The organism is Micromonospora sp. M61, assembly GCF_018070245.1.
Lineage (GTDB): Bacteria > Actinomycetota > Actinomycetes > Mycobacteriales > Micromonosporaceae > Micromonospora > Micromonospora zamorensis.
Genome location: NZ_JAGPYA010000064.1, coordinates 16,583 through 38,056, shown reverse-complemented (window position 1 = coordinate 38,056; position 21,474 = coordinate 16,583). Strand labels below are relative to the sequence as shown.

21 protein-coding genes are annotated in these 21,474 nt (G+C 73.0%); 18 read left to right on the top strand and 3 right to left on the bottom strand.

The window, feature by feature from the left end:
• The first annotated feature begins 488 nt into the window (after window positions 1–488).
• The 7 genes from infC (at window position 489) to KBX34_RS27685 (ending at window position 7,011) form a co-directional block, all read left to right on the top strand.
• Window positions 489–1,139 (top strand): translation initiation factor IF-3, encoded by a 651-nt coding sequence (gene infC, locus KBX34_RS27715; RefSeq protein ID WP_088947485.1) that lies wholly within the window; start codon window positions 489–491, stop codon window positions 1,137–1,139.
• Window positions 1,140–1,158: 19 nt separating this feature from the next.
• On the top strand, window positions 1,159–1,353 hold the full coding sequence (gene rpmI / locus KBX34_RS27710; protein WP_007458415.1) for a 50S ribosomal protein L35: 195 nt from the start codon (window positions 1,159–1,161) through the stop codon (window positions 1,351–1,353).
• A 32-nt stretch (window positions 1,354–1,385) separates the two neighbouring features.
• Window positions 1,386–1,778 carry a 50S ribosomal protein L20 gene (rplT, locus tag KBX34_RS27705; RefSeq protein WP_088947486.1) on the top strand — a complete coding sequence of 131 codons (393 nt, stop codon included), beginning with the start codon at window positions 1,386–1,388 and terminating at the stop codon, window positions 1,776–1,778.
• An 83-nt stretch (window positions 1,779–1,861) separates the two neighbouring features.
• Window positions 1,862–2,659, top strand: a complete 798-nt coding sequence (locus KBX34_RS27700) for an RNA methyltransferase (RefSeq protein WP_088947487.1) — start codon at window positions 1,862–1,864, stop codon at window positions 2,657–2,659.
• A 220-nt stretch (window positions 2,660–2,879) separates the two neighbouring features.
• Window positions 2,880–3,947: a phenylalanine--tRNA ligase subunit alpha gene (gene pheS, locus KBX34_RS27695; RefSeq protein WP_088947488.1), complete on the top strand. Its 1,068-nt coding sequence runs from the start codon at window positions 2,880–2,882 to the stop codon at window positions 3,945–3,947.
• 40 nt (window positions 3,948–3,987) lie between these two features.
• Window positions 3,988–6,534 carry a phenylalanine--tRNA ligase subunit beta gene (pheT, locus tag KBX34_RS27690; protein WP_210927844.1) on the top strand — a complete coding sequence of 849 codons (2,547 nt, stop codon included), beginning with the start codon at window positions 3,988–3,990 and terminating at the stop codon, window positions 6,532–6,534.
• Window positions 6,535–6,543: 9 nt separating this feature from the next.
• Window positions 6,544–7,011: a S26 family signal peptidase gene (locus KBX34_RS27685; RefSeq protein ID WP_231927320.1), complete on the top strand. Its 468-nt coding sequence runs from the start codon at window positions 6,544–6,546 to the stop codon at window positions 7,009–7,011.
• A 69-nt stretch (window positions 7,012–7,080) separates the two neighbouring features.
• Here the strand turns inward: KBX34_RS27685 and KBX34_RS27680 are convergent, their stop codons facing one another.
• On the bottom strand, window positions 7,081–7,296 hold the full coding sequence (locus KBX34_RS27680; protein WP_210927842.1) for a hypothetical protein: 216 nt from the start codon (window positions 7,294–7,296) through the stop codon (window positions 7,081–7,083).
• A gap of 156 nt (window positions 7,297–7,452) precedes the next feature.
• Here KBX34_RS27680 and KBX34_RS27675 point away from each other — a divergent pair, with 156 nt between their 5' ends.
• The 3 genes from KBX34_RS27675 to KBX34_RS27665 are packed head-to-tail and all read left to right on the top strand — an operon-like array spanning window position 7,453 to window position 10,424.
• Window positions 7,453–8,007, top strand: a complete 555-nt coding sequence (locus KBX34_RS27675) for a MauE/DoxX family redox-associated membrane protein (protein WP_210927840.1) — start codon at window positions 7,453–7,455, stop codon at window positions 8,005–8,007.
• A gap of 36 nt (window positions 8,008–8,043) precedes the next feature.
• The gene (locus KBX34_RS27670) at window positions 8,044–8,583 is read left to right on the top strand and encodes a hypothetical protein (RefSeq protein ID WP_210927838.1); all 540 of its coding nucleotides are present in this window, start codon (window positions 8,044–8,046) and stop codon (window positions 8,581–8,583) included.
• On the top strand, window positions 8,580–10,424 hold the full coding sequence (locus KBX34_RS27665; RefSeq protein ID WP_210927836.1) for an ABC transporter ATP-binding protein: 1,845 nt from the start codon (window positions 8,580–8,582) through the stop codon (window positions 10,422–10,424). The genes KBX34_RS27670 and KBX34_RS27665 overlap by 4 nt, the downstream gene beginning before the upstream one ends.
• Here KBX34_RS27665 and KBX34_RS27660 read toward each other — a convergent pair.
• A complete protein-coding gene (locus KBX34_RS27660; protein WP_210927834.1) occupies window positions 10,394–12,226 on the bottom strand; it encodes a BTAD domain-containing putative transcriptional regulator in 1,833 nt (610 codons plus the stop codon). The two genes, KBX34_RS27665 and KBX34_RS27660, sit on opposite strands and share 31 nt — an antisense overlap.
• Window positions 12,227–12,449: 223 nt before the next feature.
• Here KBX34_RS27660 and argC point away from each other — a divergent pair, with 223 nt between their 5' ends.
• The 8 genes from argC (at window position 12,450) to argH (ending at window position 21,002) form a co-directional block, all read left to right on the top strand.
• A complete protein-coding gene (gene argC / locus KBX34_RS27655) occupies window positions 12,450–13,451 on the top strand; it encodes an N-acetyl-gamma-glutamyl-phosphate reductase (RefSeq protein ID WP_088947495.1) in 1,002 nt (333 codons plus the stop codon).
• Window positions 13,448–14,620, top strand: coding sequence for a bifunctional glutamate N-acetyltransferase/amino-acid acetyltransferase ArgJ (gene argJ / locus KBX34_RS27650; RefSeq protein WP_210927832.1), 1,173 nt, complete (start codon window positions 13,448–13,450; stop codon window positions 14,618–14,620). Before argC ends, argJ begins: the two co-directional genes overlap by 4 nt.
• 55 nt (window positions 14,621–14,675) lie before the next feature.
• A complete protein-coding gene (gene argB / locus KBX34_RS27645) occupies window positions 14,676–15,581 on the top strand; it encodes an acetylglutamate kinase (RefSeq protein ID WP_210792993.1) in 906 nt (301 codons plus the stop codon).
• Entirely contained in the window at window positions 15,578–16,807 is a 1,230-nt protein-coding gene (locus KBX34_RS27640; RefSeq protein ID WP_210927830.1) for an acetylornithine transaminase, read from the top strand. The genes argB and KBX34_RS27640 overlap by 4 nt, the downstream gene beginning before the upstream one ends.
• Entirely contained in the window at window positions 16,804–17,742 is a 939-nt protein-coding gene (argF, locus tag KBX34_RS27635) for an ornithine carbamoyltransferase (protein WP_088947499.1), read from the top strand. Before KBX34_RS27640 ends, argF begins: the two co-directional genes overlap by 4 nt.
• Entirely contained in the window at window positions 17,739–18,254 is a 516-nt protein-coding gene (locus tag KBX34_RS27630; RefSeq protein WP_088947500.1) for an arginine repressor, read from the top strand. The genes argF and KBX34_RS27630 overlap by 4 nt, the downstream gene beginning before the upstream one ends.
• Window positions 18,251–19,462, top strand: coding sequence for an argininosuccinate synthase (locus KBX34_RS27625; RefSeq protein ID WP_210927828.1), 1,212 nt, complete (start codon window positions 18,251–18,253; stop codon window positions 19,460–19,462). The genes KBX34_RS27630 and KBX34_RS27625 overlap by 4 nt, the downstream gene beginning before the upstream one ends.
• Before the next feature lie 76 nt (window positions 19,463–19,538).
• The gene (gene argH / locus KBX34_RS27620) at window positions 19,539–21,002 is read left to right on the top strand and encodes an argininosuccinate lyase (RefSeq protein WP_088951635.1); all 1,464 of its coding nucleotides are present in this window, start codon (window positions 19,539–19,541) and stop codon (window positions 21,000–21,002) included.
• 43 nt (window positions 21,003–21,045) lie between these two features.
• Here the strand turns inward: argH and KBX34_RS27615 are convergent, their stop codons facing one another.
• Window positions 21,046–21,399: an MmcQ/YjbR family DNA-binding protein gene (locus KBX34_RS27615; RefSeq protein WP_099852299.1), complete on the bottom strand. Its 354-nt coding sequence runs from the start codon at window positions 21,397–21,399 to the stop codon at window positions 21,046–21,048.
• Window positions 21,400–21,474 lie beyond the last annotated feature (75 nt).

The window sequence follows — 21,474 nt, the reverse complement described above, 5'->3', positions numbered from 1 at the left end:
CGGCACGCCCGGCACGACCGGCACGACCGGCACGACCGGCACGACCGGCACGACCGGCACGACCGGCACGACCGGCACGACCGGCACGACCGGCACGACCGGCACGACCGGCACGACCGGGGCGGGGCGGCCAGCACGGCCAGCACGGGCAGGGCCTTGACCCTCAGGTGGTGCCCGGTTTGGGGGCGGACGGGGCGCCGGTGTAGTGTTGTCGAGTCGACCAGGCTGTCTCCGCGTGCGAGCAGACAGCCTTTGAAAGCGGAGCGCCTGCTCCCACCCGAGTCGCCGCTACGGTGGCCGGGTCCGGTCACCGGTTCCGGGCATGTCCCGGCGCCGGATGCGCGATCCTGTGATCGTGCTGACCGGTCGAGCGGGCCCTGGCATGCGCCGGGGCCTTCTGCTTTTCGGGTTGGTTCCCATCCGGGGGCCGCGGGGGTCGGCACTGAGCAGAAGCGACTCGAGGAGGCCCCATCAGCGTCGAACCACGCGTGAACGAGCAGATCCGGGCACGTGAGGTCCGACTGGTCGGCCCAGAGGGTGAGCAGGTGGGCATCGTCCCGCTGGAGCGCGCTCTTCAGCTGGCCGCGGACGTCGATCTGGACCTGGTCGAGGTTGCGCCGATGGCGCGCCCGCCGGTGTGCAAGCTCATGGACTTCGGCAAGTTCAAGTATGAGAGCGCACTCAAGGCGCGCGAAGCGCGGCGTAACCAGCAGCAGACCGTCATCAAGGAAATGAAGCTTCGACCGAAGATCGACCCGCACGACTACGAGACCAAGAAGGGTCACGTGGTGCGGTTCCTCAAGGCGGGCGACAAGGTCAAGGTGACGATCATGTTCCGCGGTCGCGAGCAGAGTCGTCCGGAGCTGGGTTACCGGCTCCTGCGTCGACTCGAATCCGAGATCACGGAACTGGGATACGTCGAGGCCGCTCCGAAGCAGGACGGCCGAAACATGATCATGGTTCTCGCTCCGCATCGGGCCGTCAAGGCCTCCGCGGTCGCCGCCACGGCGTCCCGCGGTGGACCTCGGGACCGGGCAGGGGACGAGTCCGCCGCTCCGGAAGCCGATGAGACCGCAGCGGTCGGCGAGACCGCAGCAGCCGGTGACACCGGCCTCGCCGCCGATACCAGCGGCGAGTAACAGGGGAGAGACGTTCCACATGCCGAAGATGAAGAGCCACACGGGTATGGGTAAGCGGGTCAAGGTGACCGGCAAGGGCAAGATCGTTGCCCAGCAGGCCGGCCTCCGTCACAACCTGGAGAAGAAGCCCTCCACCCAGACCCGCCGGCTGACCGGCACGGTCGTGCTGGCCAAGGCCGACGTCAAGCGCATCAAGAAGCTGCTCGGCCGCTGACGCGCGCCACCTTTACGTAATAAGGAGTTGAGATGGCACGCGTCAAGCGGGCTGTAAACGCCCAGAAGAAGCGTCGTACCCTGCTGGAGTCCGCGAGTGGTTACCGCGGTCAGCGCTCCCGGCTGTACCGCAAGGCCAAGGAGCAGGTGCTGCACTCGATGCAGTACGCCTACCGGGACCGTCGCGACCGCAAGGGCGACTTCCGGCAGCTGTGGATCCAGCGGATCAACGCGGGCGCCCGGGCGAACGGGATGACCTACAACCGCCTGATCCAGGGCATGCGTCTGGCCGGCATCGAGGTCGACCGCAAGATCCTGGCCGACATGGCTGTCAACGACGCCGCCTCTTTCGCGGCGATCGTCGAGCTGGCCCGGGCCGCGGTCACGGCCGAGGGCACCGGCGGCGCGGCGGCTCAGGCCGCCTGATCCCCACGCACCAGAACGAGGCGTCTCCCGTGTCGGCACCGCCGTCCGGGGGGCGCCTCAATCGTGCCGGAGGAGCGCACACCATGGCTTTCACCCCGCGTACCCCCAGGGTTGTCGCCGCCCGGCGGTTGCAACGCCGCCGGGACCGCGACGCCACCGGCCAGTTCCTGGCCGAGGGCCCACAGGCGGTCCGCGAGGCCCTCGCGCGGCCGGAGGTGGTCACCGAGCTGTTCGGTACGACCGCCGCCCTCGACCGGCACCCGGATCTGGCCGCCACGGCGGCCCGCGCCGACGTGCCCGTCTCCGAGGTCACCGACGAGGCCCTCGCCGCGCTGACCGAGACCGTCGCCCCGCAGGGACTGGTCGCCGTCTGCCGGCACCTCGACGTGTCGCTGGAGCAGGCCCTCGCGGGTGCGCCCCGGCTCGTGGCGGTGCTCGCCGAGATCCGTGACCCGGGCAACGCCGGCACGGTGCTGCGCACCGCCGACGCGGCCGGGGCGGGCGCGGTCGTCTTCGCCGGCGAGGCCGTCGACCCGTACAACGGCAAGTGTGTACGCGCCTCCGCCGGCAGCCTCTTCCACCTCGACGTGGTGCGCGCCGCCGACCCCGCCCAGGTGGTCGACGCGCTGCGCGCCGCCGGGCTGTCGATCTTCGCCACCACGGGGTACGGCGACAGCGACCTCGACGACATGACCGACTACGGGCGGCTCGTCGGGCCCACCGCATGGCTGTTCGGCTCGGAGGCGCACGGCCTGCCCGAGGAGTTGGCTTCCGCCGCCGACGCCCGGGTGCGGGTGCCGTTGTACGGGCGCGCGGAGAGCCTCAACCTGGCTGCCGCAGCGGCGGTGTGCCTGTACGCTTCAGCGAGAGCACAGCGCTGAGGGTGATCGTGCCCGGCGCGACTGACAGCAGGGGAGAGCGTCCGCCCATGAACGCGACACGGCGTTCGTTTAGCCAGCCCGCCGGTGTCGGCGGGCGGCGGGCCTGACCTGCTCCCTGCACAACTCCTACCGGCGGGCTGCGGCACAGCCGCGCGTCCGTAGACTCGCTTAGCCGCCCCCGGTGAGGGCTGGCGCCGCCGTGAGGGAGTGCCCGTACGCCATGAGCTACCGCAACGATCCGTACGACCCGAAGCAGGTCGCCCTGCTCGACCCCGCCGCCCTGGACGAGGCTGTCGCGGACGCCACGAAGGCGTTCACGGCCGCCGCCGACCCGGACGCGTTGACCGCGCTGCGCTCGGTGCATCTCGGTGACCGGTCACCGGTCTCGCTGGCCCGCCGCGAGATCGGCGCGTTGCCGCCGGCCGCGAAGTCCGACGCCGGCAAGCGGGTCAACGAGGCCCGCCGGGCGATCGAGACCGCGTACGCCGACCGCGCCGAGGTGCTGGAGCGCGAGCAGGCCCAGCGGGTGCTGGTCGAGGAGCGGGTGGACGTCACCCTGCCCTTCAACCGGCGTCCCCGGGGCGCCCGCCACCCGCTGAGCGTCCTGATGGAGTCGATCAGCGACCTGTTCGTCGGGATGGGCTACGAGGTGGCCGAGGGGCCCGAGGTCGACCTGGAGTGGGTCAACTTCGACGCGTTGAACATCCCCGCCGACCATCCGGCGCGCGGGTTGATGGACACGTTCCACATCGCACCGGAGGGCTCCGGCCTGGTGCTGCGTACGCACACCTCGACGGTGCAGACCCGCACCATGCTCAGCCGCAAGCCGCCGATCTACGTGATCGTGCCCGGCCGCGTCTACCGCACCGACGAGATCGACGCCACGCACAGCCCGGTGTTCCACCAGGCCGAGGGTCTGGTGGTCGACAAGGGCATCACGATGGCGCACCTGCGGGGCACGCTCGACCACTTCGCCCGGGCGATGTTCGGGCCGGAGGCGAAGACGCGGTGGCGGCCGCACTACTTCCCGTTCACGGAGCCGTCGGCGGAGTTCGACGTGTGGTTCCCGGAGCACCGCGACGGCCCGCAGTGGGTCGAGTGGGGCGGCTGCGGCATGGTCAACCCGCGGGTGCTGCGCGCCTGCGGCGTCGACCCGGAGGTCTACTCCGGATTCGCCTTCGGCATGGGCATCGACCGGACCCTGATGGTCCGGCACGGGGTCAGCGACATCCGCCACCTCTTCGAGGGCGACGTGCGGTTCAGCCGCGCGCTCGGGACCGGGGCGTAGGCGATGCGGGTACGAGACACGGGAACGGTGGTCTGAAGTCATGCGAGTTTCTGTCAGTTGGCTGCGGGAGTACGTCGACCTCCCCGCCGACCTGCCCACCGGTGACCTGGAGCAGGCACTGGTCGACCTCGGCATCGAGGTCGAGTCCGTGGTGGACCTGGCCGCCTCCGTCACCGGTCAGCTCGTCGTCGGTGAGGTCCGCGAGATCGAGGAGCTCACCGGCTTCAAGAAGCCGATCCGGTTCTGCCGGGTCGACGTGGGTGACGCCAACGGCACCGGGGAGCCGCAGGAGATCGTCTGCGGGGCGCGCAACTTCGCCGTCGGTGACCGCGTGGTCGTGATCCTGCCCGGCGGTGTGCTGCCCGGCGGGTTCGCGATCGGCGCCCGCAAGACGTACGGGCACAACTCTGCGGGCATGATCTGCTCGGCGAAGGAGCTGGGTCTCGGCGACGACCACTCCGGCATCATCGTGCTGGGGCCGGACGTGACGGCCAAGCCGGGCGACGACGCGCGCCCGGTGGTCGGCCTCGACGACGTCGTGCTCGATCTGGAGATCACCCCCGACCGGGGGTACGCGCTGAGCCTGCGGGGTCTGGCCCGGGAGCTGTCGCACGCGTTCGACGTGCCGCTGCACGACCCGGCTCTGGCGCCCGCGCCGAGCGGCACCGAGACACCCGCGTACCCGGTGGAGGTCCGCGACACTGTCGGCTGCGACCGGTTCACCGCTCGCCTGGTCCGGGGCGTCGACCCGAGCGCGCCCACCCCGTCGTGGATGCAGCAGCGGCTGGTCACCGCCGGCATCCGCAGCATCTCGTTGCCGGTGGACATCACCAACTACGTGATGTTGGAGCTGGGCCAGCCGATGCACGCCTTCGACGCCGACCGGGTCGTCGGGCCGCTGGTGGTCCGCCGCGCCGAGGCGGGGGAGAAGCTGACCACCCTGGACGGTGTCAACCGGGTGCTCACCGCCGACGACATGGTCATCTGCGACGACACGGGGCCGATCTCCCTCGCGGCCGTGATGGGCGGCGAGACCAGCGAGGTCGTCGCCGACACCACCACAGTGCTCTTCGAGGCGGCGCACTGGGACCCGGCGATGGTCGGGCGTACGGCCCGCCGGCACAAGCTGTTCAGCGAGGCCGCGAAGCGCTGGGAGCGGGGCGTCGACCCGGCCGTGGCGCTGGTCGCGTTGGAACGTGCCGTGCGGCTGCTCACCGAGCACGGCGGGGGCACCCCGGGCGCGGAGGTCCTGGACATCGACCACGTCCGTCCGCGTACCCCGATCACCCTGCCGGCGGACCTGCCCACCCGGCGGGTCGGTGTGGAGTACCCGCCGGCGCGGGTGGTGGCCCTGCTGGAGCGGGTGGGCTGCACCGTCGCGCAGGGCGTGGACCGGTTGTCCGAGGACCCGGGCGCGGTCGGTGTGGCCAGCGGCGCCGGGACGGCGCTGAGTGTCACCCCGCCGACCTGGCGGCCCGACCTGACCGACCCGGCCGACCTGGTCGAGGAGGTGGTCCGCCTCGACGGGTACGACCGGGTGCCGTCGGTGCTGCCGACCGCGCCTCCCGGTCGCGGCCTGACCCCGCGGCAACGTCGGCGCCGGGCGGTCGCCGGGTCCCTCGCTGAGCGGGGGTACGTGGAGGTGCTCGCGCACCCCTTCGTGTCGCCGGAGCTGGCCGACCAGCTCGGCCTGGCGGCCGACGACCCGCGTCGCCCCGCGGTGCGGCTGGCCAACCCGTTGTCCGAGGAGGAGCCGCTGCTGCGCACCACGCTGCTCGGCCCGCTGCTCGGCATCCTCAAGCGCAACCTCGGTCGAGGTCACCGCGACCTCGCCCTCTACGAGATCGGCGCGGTCTTCCACCCGCGCGTCGGCGCCGGCAGCCCGCCGGCGATGGGCGTGGACCGGCGTCCCACCGACGCGGAGTTCGCGGCCGCCGACGCGGTGGTGCCGGCGCAGCCGGTGCACGTCGCGGTGGTGCTCGCCGGCGACCTCGACCCCGCCGGTTGGTGGGGTGCGGGTCGACCGGCCGGCTGGGCGGACGCGATCGAGGCGGCCCGTGACGTGCTCGACGCCGCCGGGATCCCCGGCGAGCGGGTCGAGGTGCGGGCGGCCGAGTACGCACCGTGGCACCCGGGCCGCTGCGCCGAGCTGCGGGTCGACGGCGCGGTCGTCGGGCACGCCGGTGAGCTGCACCCGGTGGTCGTCGCGGCGCTGGAGCTGCCCCGGCGCACCTGCGCGATGGAGCTGGACCTCGACACGCTGCCGCCGACCCCGGTGACGCCCGCGCCGACGGTGTCCGGCTTCCCGCCGGCGCTGATCGACGTGGCCCTGGTGGTGGACGACTCGGTGCCGGCGGAGCAGGTGCGCCGTGCGCTGGAGGCGGGCGCCGGTGAGCTGCTGGAGGACGTGCGGCTGTTCGACGTGTACTCCGGCGCGCAGCTCGGTGACGGTCGCCGCTCGTTGGCGTACAAGCTCACCTTCCGGGCACCGGACCGGACGCTCACGGTCGAGGAGGCGGTCGCGGCACGGGACGCGGCGGTCGCCGTCGCGACGGAGCGGCTCGGCGCCACCCTGCGCGGCGCCTGAGCGGTGCCGGTGCTGGGATGGCTCGCGGTGGCCGCCGTGTTCGCGGTGGCCACCGCCGCCCTGATCTGGGCCCGCCGGCACCTGCTGCTGGTCGCGGTCGTGGGGCGCAGCATGGAGCCGACGCTGCGCTCCGGTGACCGGGTGCTGGCCCGGCGCGTGCCGCTGGCCCGGATCCGGCCCGGTGACGTCGTCGTGGTGGTCGCCCCGGCGGAGATGACCGCCGGGCGACCCACCCGCCCCGACGCGACGGGCACGCCCGGCCTGCTGATCAAGCGGGCGTACGCGGTGCCCGGTGACCCGGTGCCGGTGGACCGGGTGCCGCTGCTGCGCCGTGGCGGCGAGCAGGTGGTGCCGGCCGGCCGGCTGGTGGTGCTCGGCGACAACCCGTCGCAGAGCTACGACTCCCGTGAGTGCGGCTACATCCCGGAGCCGGACGTGCTCGGCGTGGTGGTCCGGCCGCGACCGCGCGCGGACTGACCGTCGGCGCGGGTGGCACGCGGAACGGCGTGCCACCCGGCCCGGGCCAGGTGGCACGCCGTCAGCGCCTCAGCAGAGAGCGCTCATCGTGCTCGCGCCCGCGCTGCAGTAGTAGCCGCAGCTTCCGCAGGTCGTCTTGCAGCCCAGGCTCGTGCTGCACCGCTTGAAGTAGCACGTCCCACACAGCGCGCAGTACGGGTCCGGCGGACAGCCGGCGGCTGCCGTCACCTTGGGTACGAACACGCCGAGCATCCGCTCGCCCAGGTTCTCCAGTCGACGGAACATCCGTTCACCTCCCCTCGATACGGATCGTTGCCGGGACGCTACGGCGGGTCGGTACACCGCCGGTACAGCCGAGCCGGAGGTCGGCAACAGCCGATGTATCCGCGATGTATCCGCCACTTCTAGCGTGGGCCTCCCGGCAATGGGAGGTGCGTACGGATGCGAGCCCTGGAACTGACCGCACGGCTGCTGCTGGCGCTGGTGTTCCTCGCCGCGGTCGTCGGCAAGCTGCGGACCCGGGCGGGTTTCGCCGCCTTCGTCGGGTCGGTCGGCCAGTTCGGCGTGCCCGACCGCTGGACCGTGCCCGCTGCCCGCGTCGCGGTGGTCGCCGAGGCTGCCGTGGTGGTGCTGCTCGCCGTCCCCCGGACCGTGCCCGTCGGGCTGGTGCTCGCCGTCGGGCTGCTCGGTGTGCTCACCGCCGCGATCGTCGGGGCGTTGCGTCGGGGTGCCCGGCCGGCCTGCCGCTGCTTCGGCGCCGCCGACGCGCCGGTCGGGCCCCGGCACGTCGGGCGCAACCTCGCCCTCGCCGCGGTGGCGCTGCTCGGCCTGTTCGGCTGGGCCAGCGCCACCGGGCCGCCGCCGTCCGCGTCGGCCGTCCTGGTCGCCATCGGTGTGGCGGTTCCCCTCGCCGCAGTGGTGGTCCGGCTCGACGACCTGGTCGCCCTGTTCGCCCCCACGTCGCCGCGGCAGTCCCGTCCGGCCGGTCGGCACTGACCCCGGTTCGTATCCCCGCACCCCGAAGGAGCCCTCATGGCGCTGTTGACCGTCGCCGTCGTCCTCGTCGCCGCTCTCGGCCTGCTCAACCTGGTCCTGCTGCTCGGTGTGGTCCGTCGGCTGCGCGAGCACTCCGACCTGCTCAGCGACCAGCAGGGCCAACCACCGGCGGTGATGCTGGAGGTGGGTTCGATCCCCGGTGACTTCGCGTCGACCACTGTGGACGGTCGCGTGTTCGCGCGCGCCGATCTGCCGCCGATGACCCTGGTGGCGTTCCTCTCGCCGAGCTGTGAGCACTGCGAGGAGCAGTTGCCGGTGCTCGTCGACCGGGCAAGGACGATGCCCGGCGGCGCGGAGCACGTCTGGATCGTGGTGGTCGGGAAGGGTCCGGAGACCCAGCCGTACGCGGAGCGGTTCGCCGGCCTGGCGACCGTCTTCGTGGAGCCGGGCACCGGCGCGCTTCCGCTGGCGTTCGGGGTCAAGGGGTTCCCGGCGTTCGGCCTGCTCGACGAGCGCGGCATCGTGGCGTCGACGGCGTTCGGCATCGCCCGGTTGGACCTGCCGGTGGCTCGGTGAGCGGCCCCCGGCTGGCACCGCGGCAGGCTGCCCGGCACGCCCGGTCGGCACTGGGGCTGACCTGGCGGGCCGCCCCGGGGGGCACTACGACGGACCTGCTGCTCGCCGTGCTGGCCGGTTTGACCCCGGTCCTCGTGGCGGCGCTTACCAAGCTCGTGCTGGACCGGCTCACCGGTGGCGGCTCGGCCGGCGTGCCGCTGACCGCGCTCGCCGCCGGCCTCGCCATGGCCGCCGCGCTCGGCACGGTCCTGCCGCACCTGCGCACCTACGTGGCGGCGCAGCGGTCGCGGGCGGTGTCGCGGCTGGTGCGCCGCCGCCTCTACGACGCGGTGCAGCGGCTCGTCGGGCTGGTGCGGTTGGAGGATCCGGAGTTCCAGGACCGGTTGCAGGCCGCCCAGCAGACCGGTCACCTCGGTCCCACCCAGCTGACCGGCAACACGTTCGGCGCGGTGCAGAGCGCACTGGCGATGACGGGGTTCCTCGGCGTCCTGTTGATGCTCAACCCGCTGATCGGGGCGTTGGTGCTGCTCGCCGCGCTGCCCACACTCTGGATGCAGCTACGGCTCAACCGGGCCCGCGCGGCGATGGTGCTGCGGATGGAGCACTTCCAACGGCGGGACCTGTTCTTCGCCCAGCTGCTGGTGGGTGTGCCGGCGGCCAAGGAGGTGCGCCTGTTCGGTCTGGGCCGGTTCTTCGGCGACCGGATGCTCGATGAGCTGCACGACCTGCACCGGGTGGAGCAGAAACTGGACCGCCGGGAGGTGCGCGCCCAGGCGGTGCTCGGCCTGCTCGGCGCGACGGTGGCGGGCATCGGGGTGGTCTACACCGTCTCGGTCGCCCGCGCGGGCGGGCTCAGCCCCGGCGACGTGGTGATCTTCCTGGCCGCGATCCCGGGGGTGCAGGGTGCGCTGGGCAGCCTGGTCGTCCAGCTCGGCGCGATCCACCAGGCGCTGCTGCTCTTCGAGCACTACGACCAGGTGGCGCACGTCGAGACGGACCTGCCGGTTCCGGCCACCCCCCGGCCGGTGCCACCGTTGACCGAGGGCATCGAGCTGCGCGATGTGTGGTTCCGCTACTCGCCGCAGCATCCGTGGGTGCTGCGGGGTGTGGACCTGCACCTGCGCGCCGGGGCCACGACCGCTCTGGTGGGGCTGAACGGCGCCGGCAAGAGCACCCTGGTCAAGCTCCTCTGCCGCTTCTACGACCCGGAGCGCGGCAGCATCCGGTGGGACGGGGTCGACCTGCGCGAGTTCGATCCGGCGGAGCTGCGCGAGCGGCTGGGGGCGGTGTTCCAGGACTTCATGCCGTACGACCTCAGCGCGGCGGAGAACATCGCGTTGGGTGACCTGGGCGCGCGCGAGGACCCGGAGCGGCTGCGAACCGCCGCCCGGCATGCGGGCATCGACGACACGTTGACCGCGCTGCCCCGCGGCTACGACACCCTGCTGACCCGGATCTTCTTCGACGGCCCGGACCGGGACGACCCGCAGGCCGGGGTGGTGCTCTCCGGCGGTCAGTGGCAACGGGTGGCGCTTGCCCGGGGGTTCCTGCGGGCCGAGCGGGACCTGCTGATTCTGGACGAGCCCAGCTCCGGCCTGGACGCCGAGGCCGAGCACGACCTGCACCGCCGGTTGGGTGAGCTGCGCCGGGGTCGGACCAGTCTGCTCATCTCGCACCGGCTCAACTCGGTGCGCGACGCGGACACGATCGTGGTGCTCGCCGACGGTCGGGTCGTCGAGCGGGGTGACCACCGGGAGCTGCTCGCCGCCGCAGGCCGGTACGCCCGGTTGTTCGGCCTGCAGGCCCGCGGTTACCGGGAGGACGCCCCGGCACCCGTCTGACCGGCCAGGTCACCGCTCGCCTCGGTGGCGGCGAGTTCGGCGGCGTAGAGCCGGACGAGTTCGCCGATGTGGAACCGGCCCGGTCCGGCCGGCTCGGCGAGCTGCGCGGCGACCAGCCGGTCCAGTGCCCGCGCCGCGTCCTCGGGCGGAGCCCCGCTCAGCATGGCGGCCAGTTCGGCGGTGACCGGCCCGGGGTGGGCTCGGCCGAGCCGGAGGAAGACCGGCGCGGCCGACCCGAGCCGGTGGTAGCTGGCGCTGAGCCGGGGCCCGAGACCGGTCTCGGCGAGCCGGTACCGCTCGTCGCGCAGCAACAGCGCCAACCGCGTCAGCGACCAGTGCGGTCCCTCGGTCAGCCGGCCGGCCGCGGTGCGCAATGCGAGCGGCAGCCGCTCGCAGAGGTTGACCACCGCCGAGGCCGCCTCCGGCTCCGCGTCCACCGTCCGATCTCCGGCGGTGGCCCGCAGCATCGCCAGCGCGTCGGCGGCGGGAAGCGGGTCGAGCCGCAGGCCGGGGGCGTCGCCGGTGGTGACCGGGTTGCGGCTGGTGACCAGCAGCGCGCACCCGCCGCGGACCGGCAGTAGGCCGTCGACCTGGGCGGCGTCGGCGGCGTTGTCGAGCACCAGCAGCACCCGTCGGTCGAACAGCAGGGACCGGACCCGGGCGCGCGCCTCGGCGACGCTGGTCGGCTCCGGTTCGTCGGCGCCCGGGTACAGGGCCCGGAGCACCCGGGTGGCGACCTGCAACGGCAGGGGTGGGGCGTCCGCGACCGACCCGCCGAGATCGAGGTGGAGCTGGCCGTCCGGGAAGGCGTCCAGCGCCGCCGCCGCGGCACGCAGCGCCAGTGCCGACTTGCCGGTGCCCGCCATGCCGTAGACGGCCACGGTGACCGGTTGCCGCCGGGCGTCGACCAGCGCCTGGCACAGCCGGGCCAGCTCTGCCCGGCGGCCGACGAACGACGCGGCGGGGCACGGCAGCTCGTGCGGCACCCGCGACGCGACGGCGCGATGCCGGGGCGGTGTGCCGCCTGGCCGCCGGGTCGGGACCGCCGTCCGGCGCTCCTGGCGGCGCACCGAGCGGTACAGCTCGGTCAGCTCGGGCCCGGGAGCCACGCCCAGTTCGCCGTCGAGTGCCCGGCAGGCCGCCTGGTAGGTCTGCACCACGCCGGCATGGTCGCCGGCGCGATGCAGCGCGGTCATCAGCAGCGCCCACGCCGGTTCGCGCAGCGGGTGCTCCGCGAGGTGCTGGCGCAGCAGGGTCAGCAGCTCCGGTGTGCCCCGGTCGCCCAGGTCGAGGCGGCAGGCCGCGTACGTCTCCCGGGCGCCGGCGCGCCGCTCCCGCAGCCGGTCGAAGGCGGCTGCGGTCGCCGGCCCGTACGCCGGGGGTGGTTCGGTCGGTGACCAGAGCCCGAGCGCGCGGCTCAGCAGGGTGGCGGCCAGTTCGGGCTCACCGCTGATGCGGGCAGCGTGGCCGTCGGTGGCGAGTCGTTCGAACTCGGTGGCGTCCAGTTCGCCCGGTTCGACGCGGAGCAGGTACCCACCGTGCTCGGCGGGCAATCGGGGCAGTTCGTCGGGGGAGTCGAGCAGGTGGCGTAGCTGGCTGGCGTGGCTGCGCAGGTTGGCCACGGCCGAGGCCGGGGGTCGTCTGCCCCACAGCTCCTCGCGCAGCCGATCGACCGGGACCGCCAGGCCGGCCTGGAGCAGGAGGGTGACCAGAAAGGCTGTGGGCCGGCCGGCCGGCACCCGCAGGGTCTGCCCGTCGCGACGCACCCGGACCGGACCGAGGATCTCGAATGACAGCCCCACCGCGTCCTCCGTCAGGTGCCCCCACGCGGACCGGGCAGGCCGGCCCACCACCGTCAGAAAGTCATGCTAGTCGATTGAATGCCGCCTCAGACGATTTAGCTGAACGTTGACTCAGGTGTTTCCCCGGCAACGGTGCCGTACATTGCCATGCAGAGGGCTGCATGAACTTGCAGTCGTAAGTCGCCCTTGTTAATCTTCTCTGCATAGTCATGCGGAGGTGAGTATGGGGATCCGAGTCGCGGTCGCCGGTGCGAGCGGTTACGCCGGGGGTGAGTTGCTGCGCCTGGTCGCCGGGCACCCGGAGTTCGACCTGGTCGCCGCCACCGCGCACAGCCAGGCCGGTCACCGCGTCGACGTGGTGCACCCGCAGCTCACCGGGCTCGACCTGGTGCTCGGTCAGACCGACCCGGCGACGCTCGCCGACGCGGACCTGGTCTTCCTGGCCCTGCCGCACGGCGAGTCGGCTGCCCTCGCGTCCCAGTTGCCGGCCGAGGTGCGCATCGTCGACCTGGGCGCGGACCACCGGCTCGCCGACCCGTACGCCTGGGCGCAGTACTACGGCGGCACGCACGCCGGGCAGTGGACCTACGGTCTGCCCGAGCTGCCCGGTCAGCGGGAGCTGATCGCCGGCTCCACCCGGGTGGCGAACACCGGCTGCTACGCCGCCGCGATCACCCTGGCGCTCGCGCCGCTGATCGCCGATGGTGCGGCCAGCCCCGCCGACGTGGTGGTCGTGGCCGCCTCCGGCACCTCCGGCGCGGGTCGGGCGGCGAAGCCGCATCTGCTGGCCAGCGAGGTGCTGGGCGACCTGTCGCCGTACCGGGTGGGCACCCACCAGCACGTGCCGGAGATCAAGCAGGCATCCGGCGCGACCGGCCTGTCGTTCACGCCCGTCCTGGCGCCGATGCCGCGCGGCATCCTGGCCACGGTCACCGCGGTGCCGGCGCGCGGTGTCGACCCGCAGCAGGTGCTGGCGCAGGCGTACGCCGACGCGCCGTTCGTGCACGTGCTGCCGGAGGGCCGCTGGCCGCACACGGCCGCCACGCTGGGCTCCAACTCGTGTCACCTGCAGGCCACCGTCGACGTCGACTCGGGCCGGTTGATCGTGCTCAGCGCGCTGGACAACCTGGGCAAGGGCGCGGCCGGTCAGGCCGTGCAGAACGCCAACCTCATGCTTGGCCTGCCGGAGACGACGGGCCTGTCGATCTGGGGAGTCAGCCCATGAGTGTCACCACCCCTCGGGGGTTCCGCGCGGCCGGAGTGGCCGCGGGGCTCAAGGCCAGTGGTGGCGCGGACGTCGCGCTGGTGGTCAACGACGGCCCGGACGCCGGTGTCGCCGGTGTCTTCACCACCAACCGGGTCAAGGCCGCGCCGGTGCTCTGGAGCCAGCAGGTCGTGCAGGGCGGTGTGGTCCGCGCGGTGGTGCTCAACTCCGGTGGCGCCAACGCCTGCACCGGCCCGGCCGGCTTCCAGGACACCCACGCCACCGCCGAGCACACCGCCGCCGCGCTGACCTCGGTCAGCCCACGGTTGATCCTCGGCGCCGGTGAGGTGGCGGTCTGCTCCACCGGGTTGATCGGTGAGCGGCTGCCGATGCCGAAGCTGCTGCCCGGTGTCCGCTCGGCGATCCGGCGGTTGTCCCGCGACGGCGGCGTGGCCGCCGCCGAGGCGATCATGACCACGGACACCCGGTCGAAGACCACAGTGGCCCGGGGCAGCGGGTGGACGGTCGGCGGCATGGCCAAGGGAGCCGGAATGCTCGCGCCGGGAATGGCCACCATGCTCTGCGTGCTGACCACTGACGCGGTGGCCGGGCCGGCGGCGCTGGACGACGCGCTGCGCGCGGCGACCCGGGTCACCTTCGACCGGGTCGACTCCGACGGCTGCATGTCCACCAACGACACCGTGTTGCTGCTGGCCAGCGGTGCGAGCGGCATCGAGCCGACTCCGGCCGAGCTGGCCGCCGCCGTCACCGCGGCCTGTCACGACCTGGCCCAGCAGTTGGTGGCCGACGCCGAGGGGGCGACCAAGCAGATCGCCATCGACGTGGTGGGCGCCGCCGACGAGGACGACGCGGTCGAGGTGGGCCGTTCGGTGGCCCGCAACAACCTGGTCAAGACCGCGCTGTTCGGCAACGACCCCAACTGGGGTCGGATCCTCGCCGCCGTCGGCACCACCGCCGCCGCGTTCGAGCCGGACGAGGTGGACGTGGCGGTCAACGGGGTGTGGGTGTGCCGGGGCGGCGCGGCCGCCGAGGACCGCTCGAAGGTCGACCTCACCGGGCGGGACGTGACGATCCGGATCGACCTGCACGCGGGCACGTCGGCCGCGACGATCTGGACCAACGACCTGTCCCACGCGTACGTGCACGAGAACTCGGCGTACTCCACGTGAGCGCGAGGAACGCAGCGCAGCGGAGTCCCGCAGTCGCGAACGAAAGGCCGGCACGGTGAGTCTCAGCAGCGACCTGACTCGCGCCCAGGTCAAGGCGGAGACGCTGATCGAGGCGCTGCCCTGGTTGGCACGCTTCTCCGGCTCCACGGTCGTGGTCAAGTACGGCGGCAACGCGATGACCGATCCCGAGTTGCAGCGGGCGTTCGCGGCCGACATGGTCTTTCTGCGTTACGCGGGCCTGAAGCCGGTGGTGGTGCACGGCGGCGGTCCGCAGATCTCCGCCATGCTGGGCCGGCTCGGCATCGCCAGCGAGTTTCGGGGTGGCCTGCGGGTGACCACGGCCGAGGCGATGGACGTCGTCCGGATGGTGCTGGTCGGGCAGGTCGGTCGCGAACTGGTCGGGTTGATCAATTCGCACGGCCCGTACGCCGTGGGCCTGTCGGGCGAGGACGCCCGGTTGTTCACCGCGGTGCGCCGCCCGGCGTACGTGGACGGGTTGCCGGTCGACGTCGGCCAGGTCGGTGACGTCGAGTCGGTCGACGTGTCCGCGGTGACCGATCTGATCGAGGCCGGTCGGATCCCGGTGATCTCCACTGTGGCGCCGGACGTGGACGGGGTGCTGCACAACCTCAACGCGGACACCGCCGCCGCCGCGCTCGCGATCGCGTTGCGGGCCCGCAAGCTGGTCGTGCTCACCGACGTGGCCGGCCTGTACGCGGACTGGCCGGACACGACCAGCCTGGTCTCCGAGATCGCCGCGGACGACCTGGCGAAGCTGCTGCCCAGTCTGGAGTCGGGGATGGTGCCGAAGATGGAGGCCTGCCTGCGCGCGGTGCGTGGGGGAGTGCCGGCCGCGCACGTCGTCGACGGTCGGGTGGCGCACTCGACGTTGCTTGAGGTTTTCACCTCGGAAGGGTTCGGAACGATGGTGGTGCCGGGAGACGGGATGGTCGCGTCGTGAGCACGTTGGCGCAGCGCTGGAAGCAGTCCATGATGGACAACTACGGCACGCCGCCGCTGGCGCTGGTCTCCGGTGCCGGTGCCGTGGTGGTCGACGACGCCGGCCGCGAATACCTGGACCTGGTCGGTGGCATCGCGGTGAACGCCCTCGGTCACGCCCACCCGGCCGTGGTGGCGGCGGTGTCGAAGCAGGTCGCGACCCTCGGGCACGTTTCCAACCTCTTCGTCGCGGAGCCGCCGGTGGCCCTGGCCGAGCTGCTGTTGGCGCTCGCCGGCCGGCCCGGCCGGGTCTTCTTCTCCAACTCGGGCGCGGAGGCGAACGAGACGGCGTTCAAGCTCTCCCGGCGTACCGGCCGCACGCACGTGGTGGCCACCGGGGGCGGCTTCCACGGCCGCACCATGGGCGCGCTCGCGCTGACCGGTCAGCCGGCCAAGGCCGATCCGTTCCGGCCGCTGCCCGGCGAGGTGACCCACGTCGACTACGGAGACGTCGCCGCCCTGGAGGCGGCCGTCTCCGACGCCACCGCGATGCTGATCCTGGAGCCGATCCAGGGTGAGAACGGTGTGGTCGTCCCGCCGGCCGGTTACCTGGCCGCAGCCCGGCGGATCACCGCGCGGCACGGCGCGTTGCTGGTCCTCGACGAGGTGCAGACCGGCATGGGCCGCACCGGGCACTGGTTCAGGCATCAGGCCGAGGGCGTGGAGCCGGACGTGGTCACCCTGGCCAAGGGTCTGGGCGGCGGGCTGCCCATCGGTGCCACGCTGGCCTTCGGCCCGGCCGCCGACCTGCTCACCCCCGGTTCGCACGGCACCACCTTCGGCGGCAACCCGGTCAGCTGCGCGGCGGCGCTCGCCGTGGTGGCGACCATCGCCAACGAGGGCCTGCTCGACAACGTCAAGCGGGTCGGCGAGCGGCTGCGCCGCGGCATCGAGTCGCTGGGCCATCCGCTGATCGCCGGCGTACGCGGCGAGGGGCTGCTGCTCGGTGTGGCGCTCACCGCGCCGGTGGCGGCGGTGCTGGCCGAGGCCCTGCGGGAGGCCGGCTTCCTGGTCAACCCGGTGCAGCCGACAGTGCTCCGGTTGGCCCCGCCACTGATCCTCACCGCCGCGCAGGTGGACACCTTCCTCGCCGCGCTGCCCGCCGCACTGGACGCGACGACCCCGGCGGCCGCCGGCACGGCGGGCGAACCCTCCACGCTGACCACCACGACGGGGACGACTCGATGACCCGGCACTTCCTGCGCGACGACGACCTCTCGCCCGCCGAGCAGTCCACGGTCCTCGACCTGGCGGCGCGGATGAAGGCGGACCGGTTCGGCCACCGGCCGCTGGTCGGCCCCCGCTCGGTGGCGGTGCTCTTCGACAAGCAGAGCCTGCGGACCAGGATCTCGTTCGACGCCGGCATCGCCGAACTGGGTGGGCACCCGCTGGTCGTGGACACGCAGGTCACCCACTTCGGCCGGGGCGAGGCCCTCGCCGACGCGGGGCGGGTGCTGTCCCGCTACGTCGCGGCGATCGTGCTGCGCACCCACGGCGACGACCGGATCGCCGAGGTGGCGGCGGGCGCCAGCGTGCCGGTTGTCAACGCGCTCACCGACGGCTTCCACCCGTGCCAGCTGCTGGCCGACCTGCTCACCATCCGGGAGCGGTGTGGCGGCACGGCCGGTCGCACCCTGACCTACGTGGGGGACAGCGCGAACAACATGGCGCAGTCGTACCTGCTGGCCGGGGCGATGGCTGGCATGCACGTCCGGGTCGCCGGGCCGGCCGGGTTCGCGCCCGACCCGGGCGTGGTGGACGCGGCGGCCCGGATCGCCGCCGAGACCGGCGGGTCGGTGCGGGTGCTGACCGACCCGGCCCAGGCGGTACGCGACGCCGATGTGCTCGCCACCGACACCTGGACCTCGATGGGGCAGGAGTCCGACGGGCTGGACCGGATCACGCCGTTCCTGCCGTACCAGGTCAACAAGGAGCTGCTCGGCCAGGCCGCACCGGACGCGATCGTGCTGCACTGCCTGCCGGCGCACCGCGGTGAGGAGATCACCGACGAGGTGCTCGACGGCCCGCAGAGCGCGGTCTTCGACCAGGCGGAGAACCGCCTGCACGTGCAGAAGGCGCTGCTCACCTTCCTGCTGGACACCGCGACGGGGGAGTCCCGATGACCGCACCGTTGACCCGCGCGGCCCGGCACGCCCGGATCGTGGAGCTGATCCGCGACAAGGCGATCCGGTCGCAGACCGAGCTGGCCGACCTGCTCGCCTCCGACGGCGTCGGCGTCACCCAGGCCACCCTCTCGCGGGACCTGGAGGAGTTGGGCGCGGTCAAGGTGCGCGGCGGCGACGGCCCGGCCGTCTACCTGATCCCCGAGGACGGCAAACGGCCGTTGCGCGACGCCGAGGCGGCGCCGGCCAGGCTGATGCGGCTGCTGCACGAGCTGCTCAACGGCGTCGATTCCAGCGGCAACATCGCCGTGCTGCGTACCCCGCCGGGCGCAGCCCAGTACCTGGCCAGCGCGTTGGACAGAGCGGGCCTGCCCGAGATCGTCGGCACCATCGCCGGCGACGACACCATCCTCGTCGTGGCCCGCGAGGCCGTCGGTGGGGCCGCGCTCGGCGAGAAGCTCGCCGGCTGGGCCCGACGGGAAGACAACGCCGAAGGGAACACCGCATCATGACCGAGCGGGTCGTGCTCGCGTACTCCGGAGGGTTGGACACCTCCGTCGCCATTCCGTACCTGGCCGAGCAGACCGGTGCCGAGGTGATCGCGGTCGCGGTCGACGTCGGTCAGGGCGGCGAGGACCTCGACGCGATCCGGCAGCGTGCCCTGGACTGCGGTGCCGCCGAGTCGGAGGTGGTCGACGCGCGCGACGAGTTCGCCGCCGACTACTGCCTGCCGGCCATCCGGGCCAACGCCCTCTACATGGACCGCTACCCGCTGGTGTCGGCGCTGTCCCGGCCGCTGATCGTGAAGCACCTGGTGGCGGCGGCGCGCAAGCACGACGGCACGATCGTGTCGCACGGCTGCACCGGCAAGGGCAACGACCAGGTCCGGTTCGAGGTGGGCCTGAACGCGCTCGCCCCCGACCTGAAGATCATCGCGCCGGCCCGGGACTTCGCCTGGACCCGGGACAAGGCGATCGCCTTCGCCGAGGAGAAGGGGCTGCCGATCGACGTGTCGGCCAAGTCCCCCTACTCCATCGACCAGAACCTGTGGGGTCGGGCGGTGGAGACCGGGTTCCTGGAGGACATCTGGAACGCGCCCGTCGAGGACCTCTACTCGTACACTGCCGACCCGACGTCGGACCGCGACGCCGACGAGGTCGTGATCACCTTCGACGGCGGGGTGCCGGTGGCGATCGACGGTGAGACGGTCACCCCGTACCAGGCGATCCTGGAGCTGAACCGGCGCGCCGGCGCCCAGGGCGTCGGCCGGCTCGACATGGTCGAGGACCGCCTGGTCGGAATCAAGAGCCGCGAGGTGTACGAGGCACCCGGCGCGATCGCGCTGATCACCGCCCACCAGGAGCTGGAGGCGGTGACCGTGGAACGCGACCTTGCCCGGTTCAAGCGGAGCGTCGACCAGCGCTGGGGCGAGCTGGTCTACGACGGCCTGTGGTTCTCGCCGCTGAAGGACTCGCTGGACGCGTTCATCGACGACGCGCAGCGGCACGTGAGCGGTGAGGTGCGGATGACCCTGCACGGCGGCCGGGCCACCGTGACGGGTCGGCGCTCCGAGGCGAGCCTCTACGACTTCGGGATGGCCACCTACGACACCGGCGACACCTTCGACCAGTCCCTGGCCAAGGGCTTCGTGCAGTTGTGGGGCCTGCCGAGTCGGATGGCCGCCGCTCGGGACGCCCGGCTGGGCGGTGGCGGACAGTGACACGTGCGAGCGCGCGGAGTGAGAGAGCGCAGCGAGTGAGCCCCGCAGTCGCGAGCGAAAGGCAGGCAGGGCAATGATGGGCGACGTGGACGACAAGAGCCTGACCGAGAACAGTGCCGCCACCAACCGGACGAGCCTGTGGGGTGGCCGGTTCGCTGGCGGCCCCGCCGAGGCGCTCGCCCGACTGTCGGTGAGTGTGCAGTTCGACTGGCGCCTGGCCCCGTACGACATCGCTGGTTCCCGGGCGCACGCCCGGGTCCTGGCCGGCGCCGGCCTGCTCGATCCGGAGGAGCTGGGCCGCATGCTGGCCGCGTTGGACGACCTGGAGGCCGCCTGTGCCTCCGGGGCGTTCCGCCCCACCATCGAGGACGAGGACGTGCACACCGCGCTGGAGCGCGGCCTGCTGGAGCGCCTCGGCAGCCTCGGCGGCAAGCTGCGCGCCGGCCGATCCCGCAACGACCAGGTCGCCACGGACCTGCGGCTCTATCTGCGGGACCACGCCCGCGGTGTGGCCAGCCGCCTCGTCGAGCTGGCCGAGGCGCTGGTCGAGCAGGCCGAGCGGCACATCGACACCGCCGCGCCCGGCATGACCCACCTCCAGCACGCCCAGCCGGTCACGTTCGGGCACTGGTTGCTCGCCCACGTGCAGCCGCTGCTGCGTGACCTGGAGCGTCTGCGTGACTGGGACCACCGGGCGGCGGTCAGCCCGCTCGGCGCGGGCGCGCTGGCGGGCTCCGGCCTGCCGCTGGACCCGGTGGCCGTGGCCAAGGAGCTGGGCTTCCGCACGTCGTTCGCCAACTCGATGGACGCGGTCGCCGACCGGGACTTCGTCGCCGAGTTCCTCTTCACCACAGCCATGATCGGGGTGCACCTGTCCCGGCTCGGCGAGGAGGTGGTGCTCTGGACGTCGCACGAGTTCGGCTGGGTCGAGCTGGACGACTCGTTCGCCACCGGCTCGTCGATCATGCCGCAGAAGAAGAACGCGGACATCGCGGAGCTGGCGCGCGGCAAGTCCGGGCGCCTCGTCGGTGGCCTGGTGACAGTGCTCACCATGCTCAAGGGCCTGCCGATGACCTACGACCGGGACATGCAGGAGGACAAGGAGCCGGCCTTCGACGCCGTCGACACCCTGGAGCTGCTGCTGCCGGCGCTGGCGGGAATGATCTCCACGATGACGGTCCGGGTGGACCGCCTCGTCGCCGCCGCCCCGGTCGGCTTCTCCCTCGCGACCGAGGTCGCCGACTGGCTGGTCCGGCGCAACGTGCCGTTCCGGGACGCGCACGAGATCACCGGCCGGCTGGTGGCGCTCTGCGCGGCCCGCGAGTGCGAGCTGAATGACGTCTCGGACGAGGACCTGGCCGCGATCAGCGAGCACCTCGACCCGTCGGTGCGCGACGTGCTCTCGGTCCGTTCGGCCCTCGCGGCCCGCACCACCCCCGGTTCCACCGGTCCCGGCCCGGTCGCCGACCAGCTCGCCGACGCGGCCGACCGGCTGGCCGGCTGGCGGGAGTGGGCCACCGAACGGGTCGTTCCGCGCTGACCTCGTCGCGGCGTCGGCGGGTTCCGCCGGCGCCGCGGCCGGTTCAGGCCGTCGGGCGCTCCCGCTTGGGGAGCTTGGCAACCACCATGTCGTACGACGCGTCGACCGCCTCGGTCAGCTCGTCGGCGTCGATCCCGCCGTTGAGCCGCAGCGTGTTCCACCCGGACCGACCGATGTAGGCCATCACCCGCGCGTCGTCGGGGTGCCGGTGCAGCCACTCGTCGGCGACCTCCCGGGTCGGCCCGCACTTGATGCCGACAGTCGGCTCGCCGCCACCGTTGCCGAGGAACGCGAAGATCCGGCCGCCCACCTTCACCACCTCGTCGCCCTCCCACGGCTGGTCCAGCCACGCCCCCGGCTTGGCCAGGCAGTACGCCAGCATGTCCGCGCGCTCCATGGGTGCCTCCTCGTCGTGCGCACAGTCTGCCCGTCCCACCGCCCGCAGGCACGCGGCGTGCCGGTTTGCGCGTCT

What these genes read in the sequence shown, in the direction of transcription:
- rpmI (WP_007458415.1), top strand. Translation starts at nt 1,159, where the DNA reads ATGCCGAAGATGAAGAGCCACACGGGTATGGGTAAGCGGGTCAAGGTG.
- rplT (WP_088947486.1), top strand. Translation starts at nt 1,386, where the DNA reads ATGGCACGCGTCAAGCGGGCTGTAAACGCCCAGAAGAAGCGTCGTACC.
- KBX34_RS27700 (WP_088947487.1), top strand. Translation starts at nt 1,862, where the DNA reads ATGGCTTTCACCCCGCGTACCCCCAGGGTTGTCGCCGCCCGGCGGTTG.
- pheS (WP_088947488.1), top strand. Translation starts at nt 2,880, where the DNA reads ATGAGCTACCGCAACGATCCGTACGACCCGAAGCAGGTCGCCCTGCTC.
- pheT (WP_210927844.1), top strand. Translation starts at nt 3,988, where the DNA reads ATGCGAGTTTCTGTCAGTTGGCTGCGGGAGTACGTCGACCTCCCCGCC.
- KBX34_RS27680 (WP_210927842.1), bottom strand. Translation starts at nt 7,296, where the DNA reads ATGTTCCGTCGACTGGAGAACCTGGGCGAGCGGATGCTCGGCGTGTTC.
- KBX34_RS27675 (WP_210927840.1), top strand. Translation starts at nt 7,453, where the DNA reads ATGCGAGCCCTGGAACTGACCGCACGGCTGCTGCTGGCGCTGGTGTTC.
- KBX34_RS27670 (WP_210927838.1), top strand. Translation starts at nt 8,044, where the DNA reads ATGGCGCTGTTGACCGTCGCCGTCGTCCTCGTCGCCGCTCTCGGCCTG.
- argC (WP_088947495.1), top strand. Translation starts at nt 12,450, where the DNA reads ATGGGGATCCGAGTCGCGGTCGCCGGTGCGAGCGGTTACGCCGGGGGT.
- argJ (WP_210927832.1), top strand. Translation starts at nt 13,448, where the DNA reads ATGAGTGTCACCACCCCTCGGGGGTTCCGCGCGGCCGGAGTGGCCGCG.
- argF (WP_088947499.1), top strand. Translation starts at nt 16,804, where the DNA reads ATGACCCGGCACTTCCTGCGCGACGACGACCTCTCGCCCGCCGAGCAG.
- KBX34_RS27630 (WP_088947500.1), top strand. Translation starts at nt 17,739, where the DNA reads ATGACCGCACCGTTGACCCGCGCGGCCCGGCACGCCCGGATCGTGGAG.
- KBX34_RS27625 (WP_210927828.1), top strand. Translation starts at nt 18,251, where the DNA reads ATGACCGAGCGGGTCGTGCTCGCGTACTCCGGAGGGTTGGACACCTCC.
- argH (WP_088951635.1), top strand. Translation starts at nt 19,539, where the DNA reads ATGGGCGACGTGGACGACAAGAGCCTGACCGAGAACAGTGCCGCCACC.
- KBX34_RS27615 (WP_099852299.1), bottom strand. Translation starts at nt 21,399, where the DNA reads ATGGAGCGCGCGGACATGCTGGCGTACTGCCTGGCCAAGCCGGGGGCG.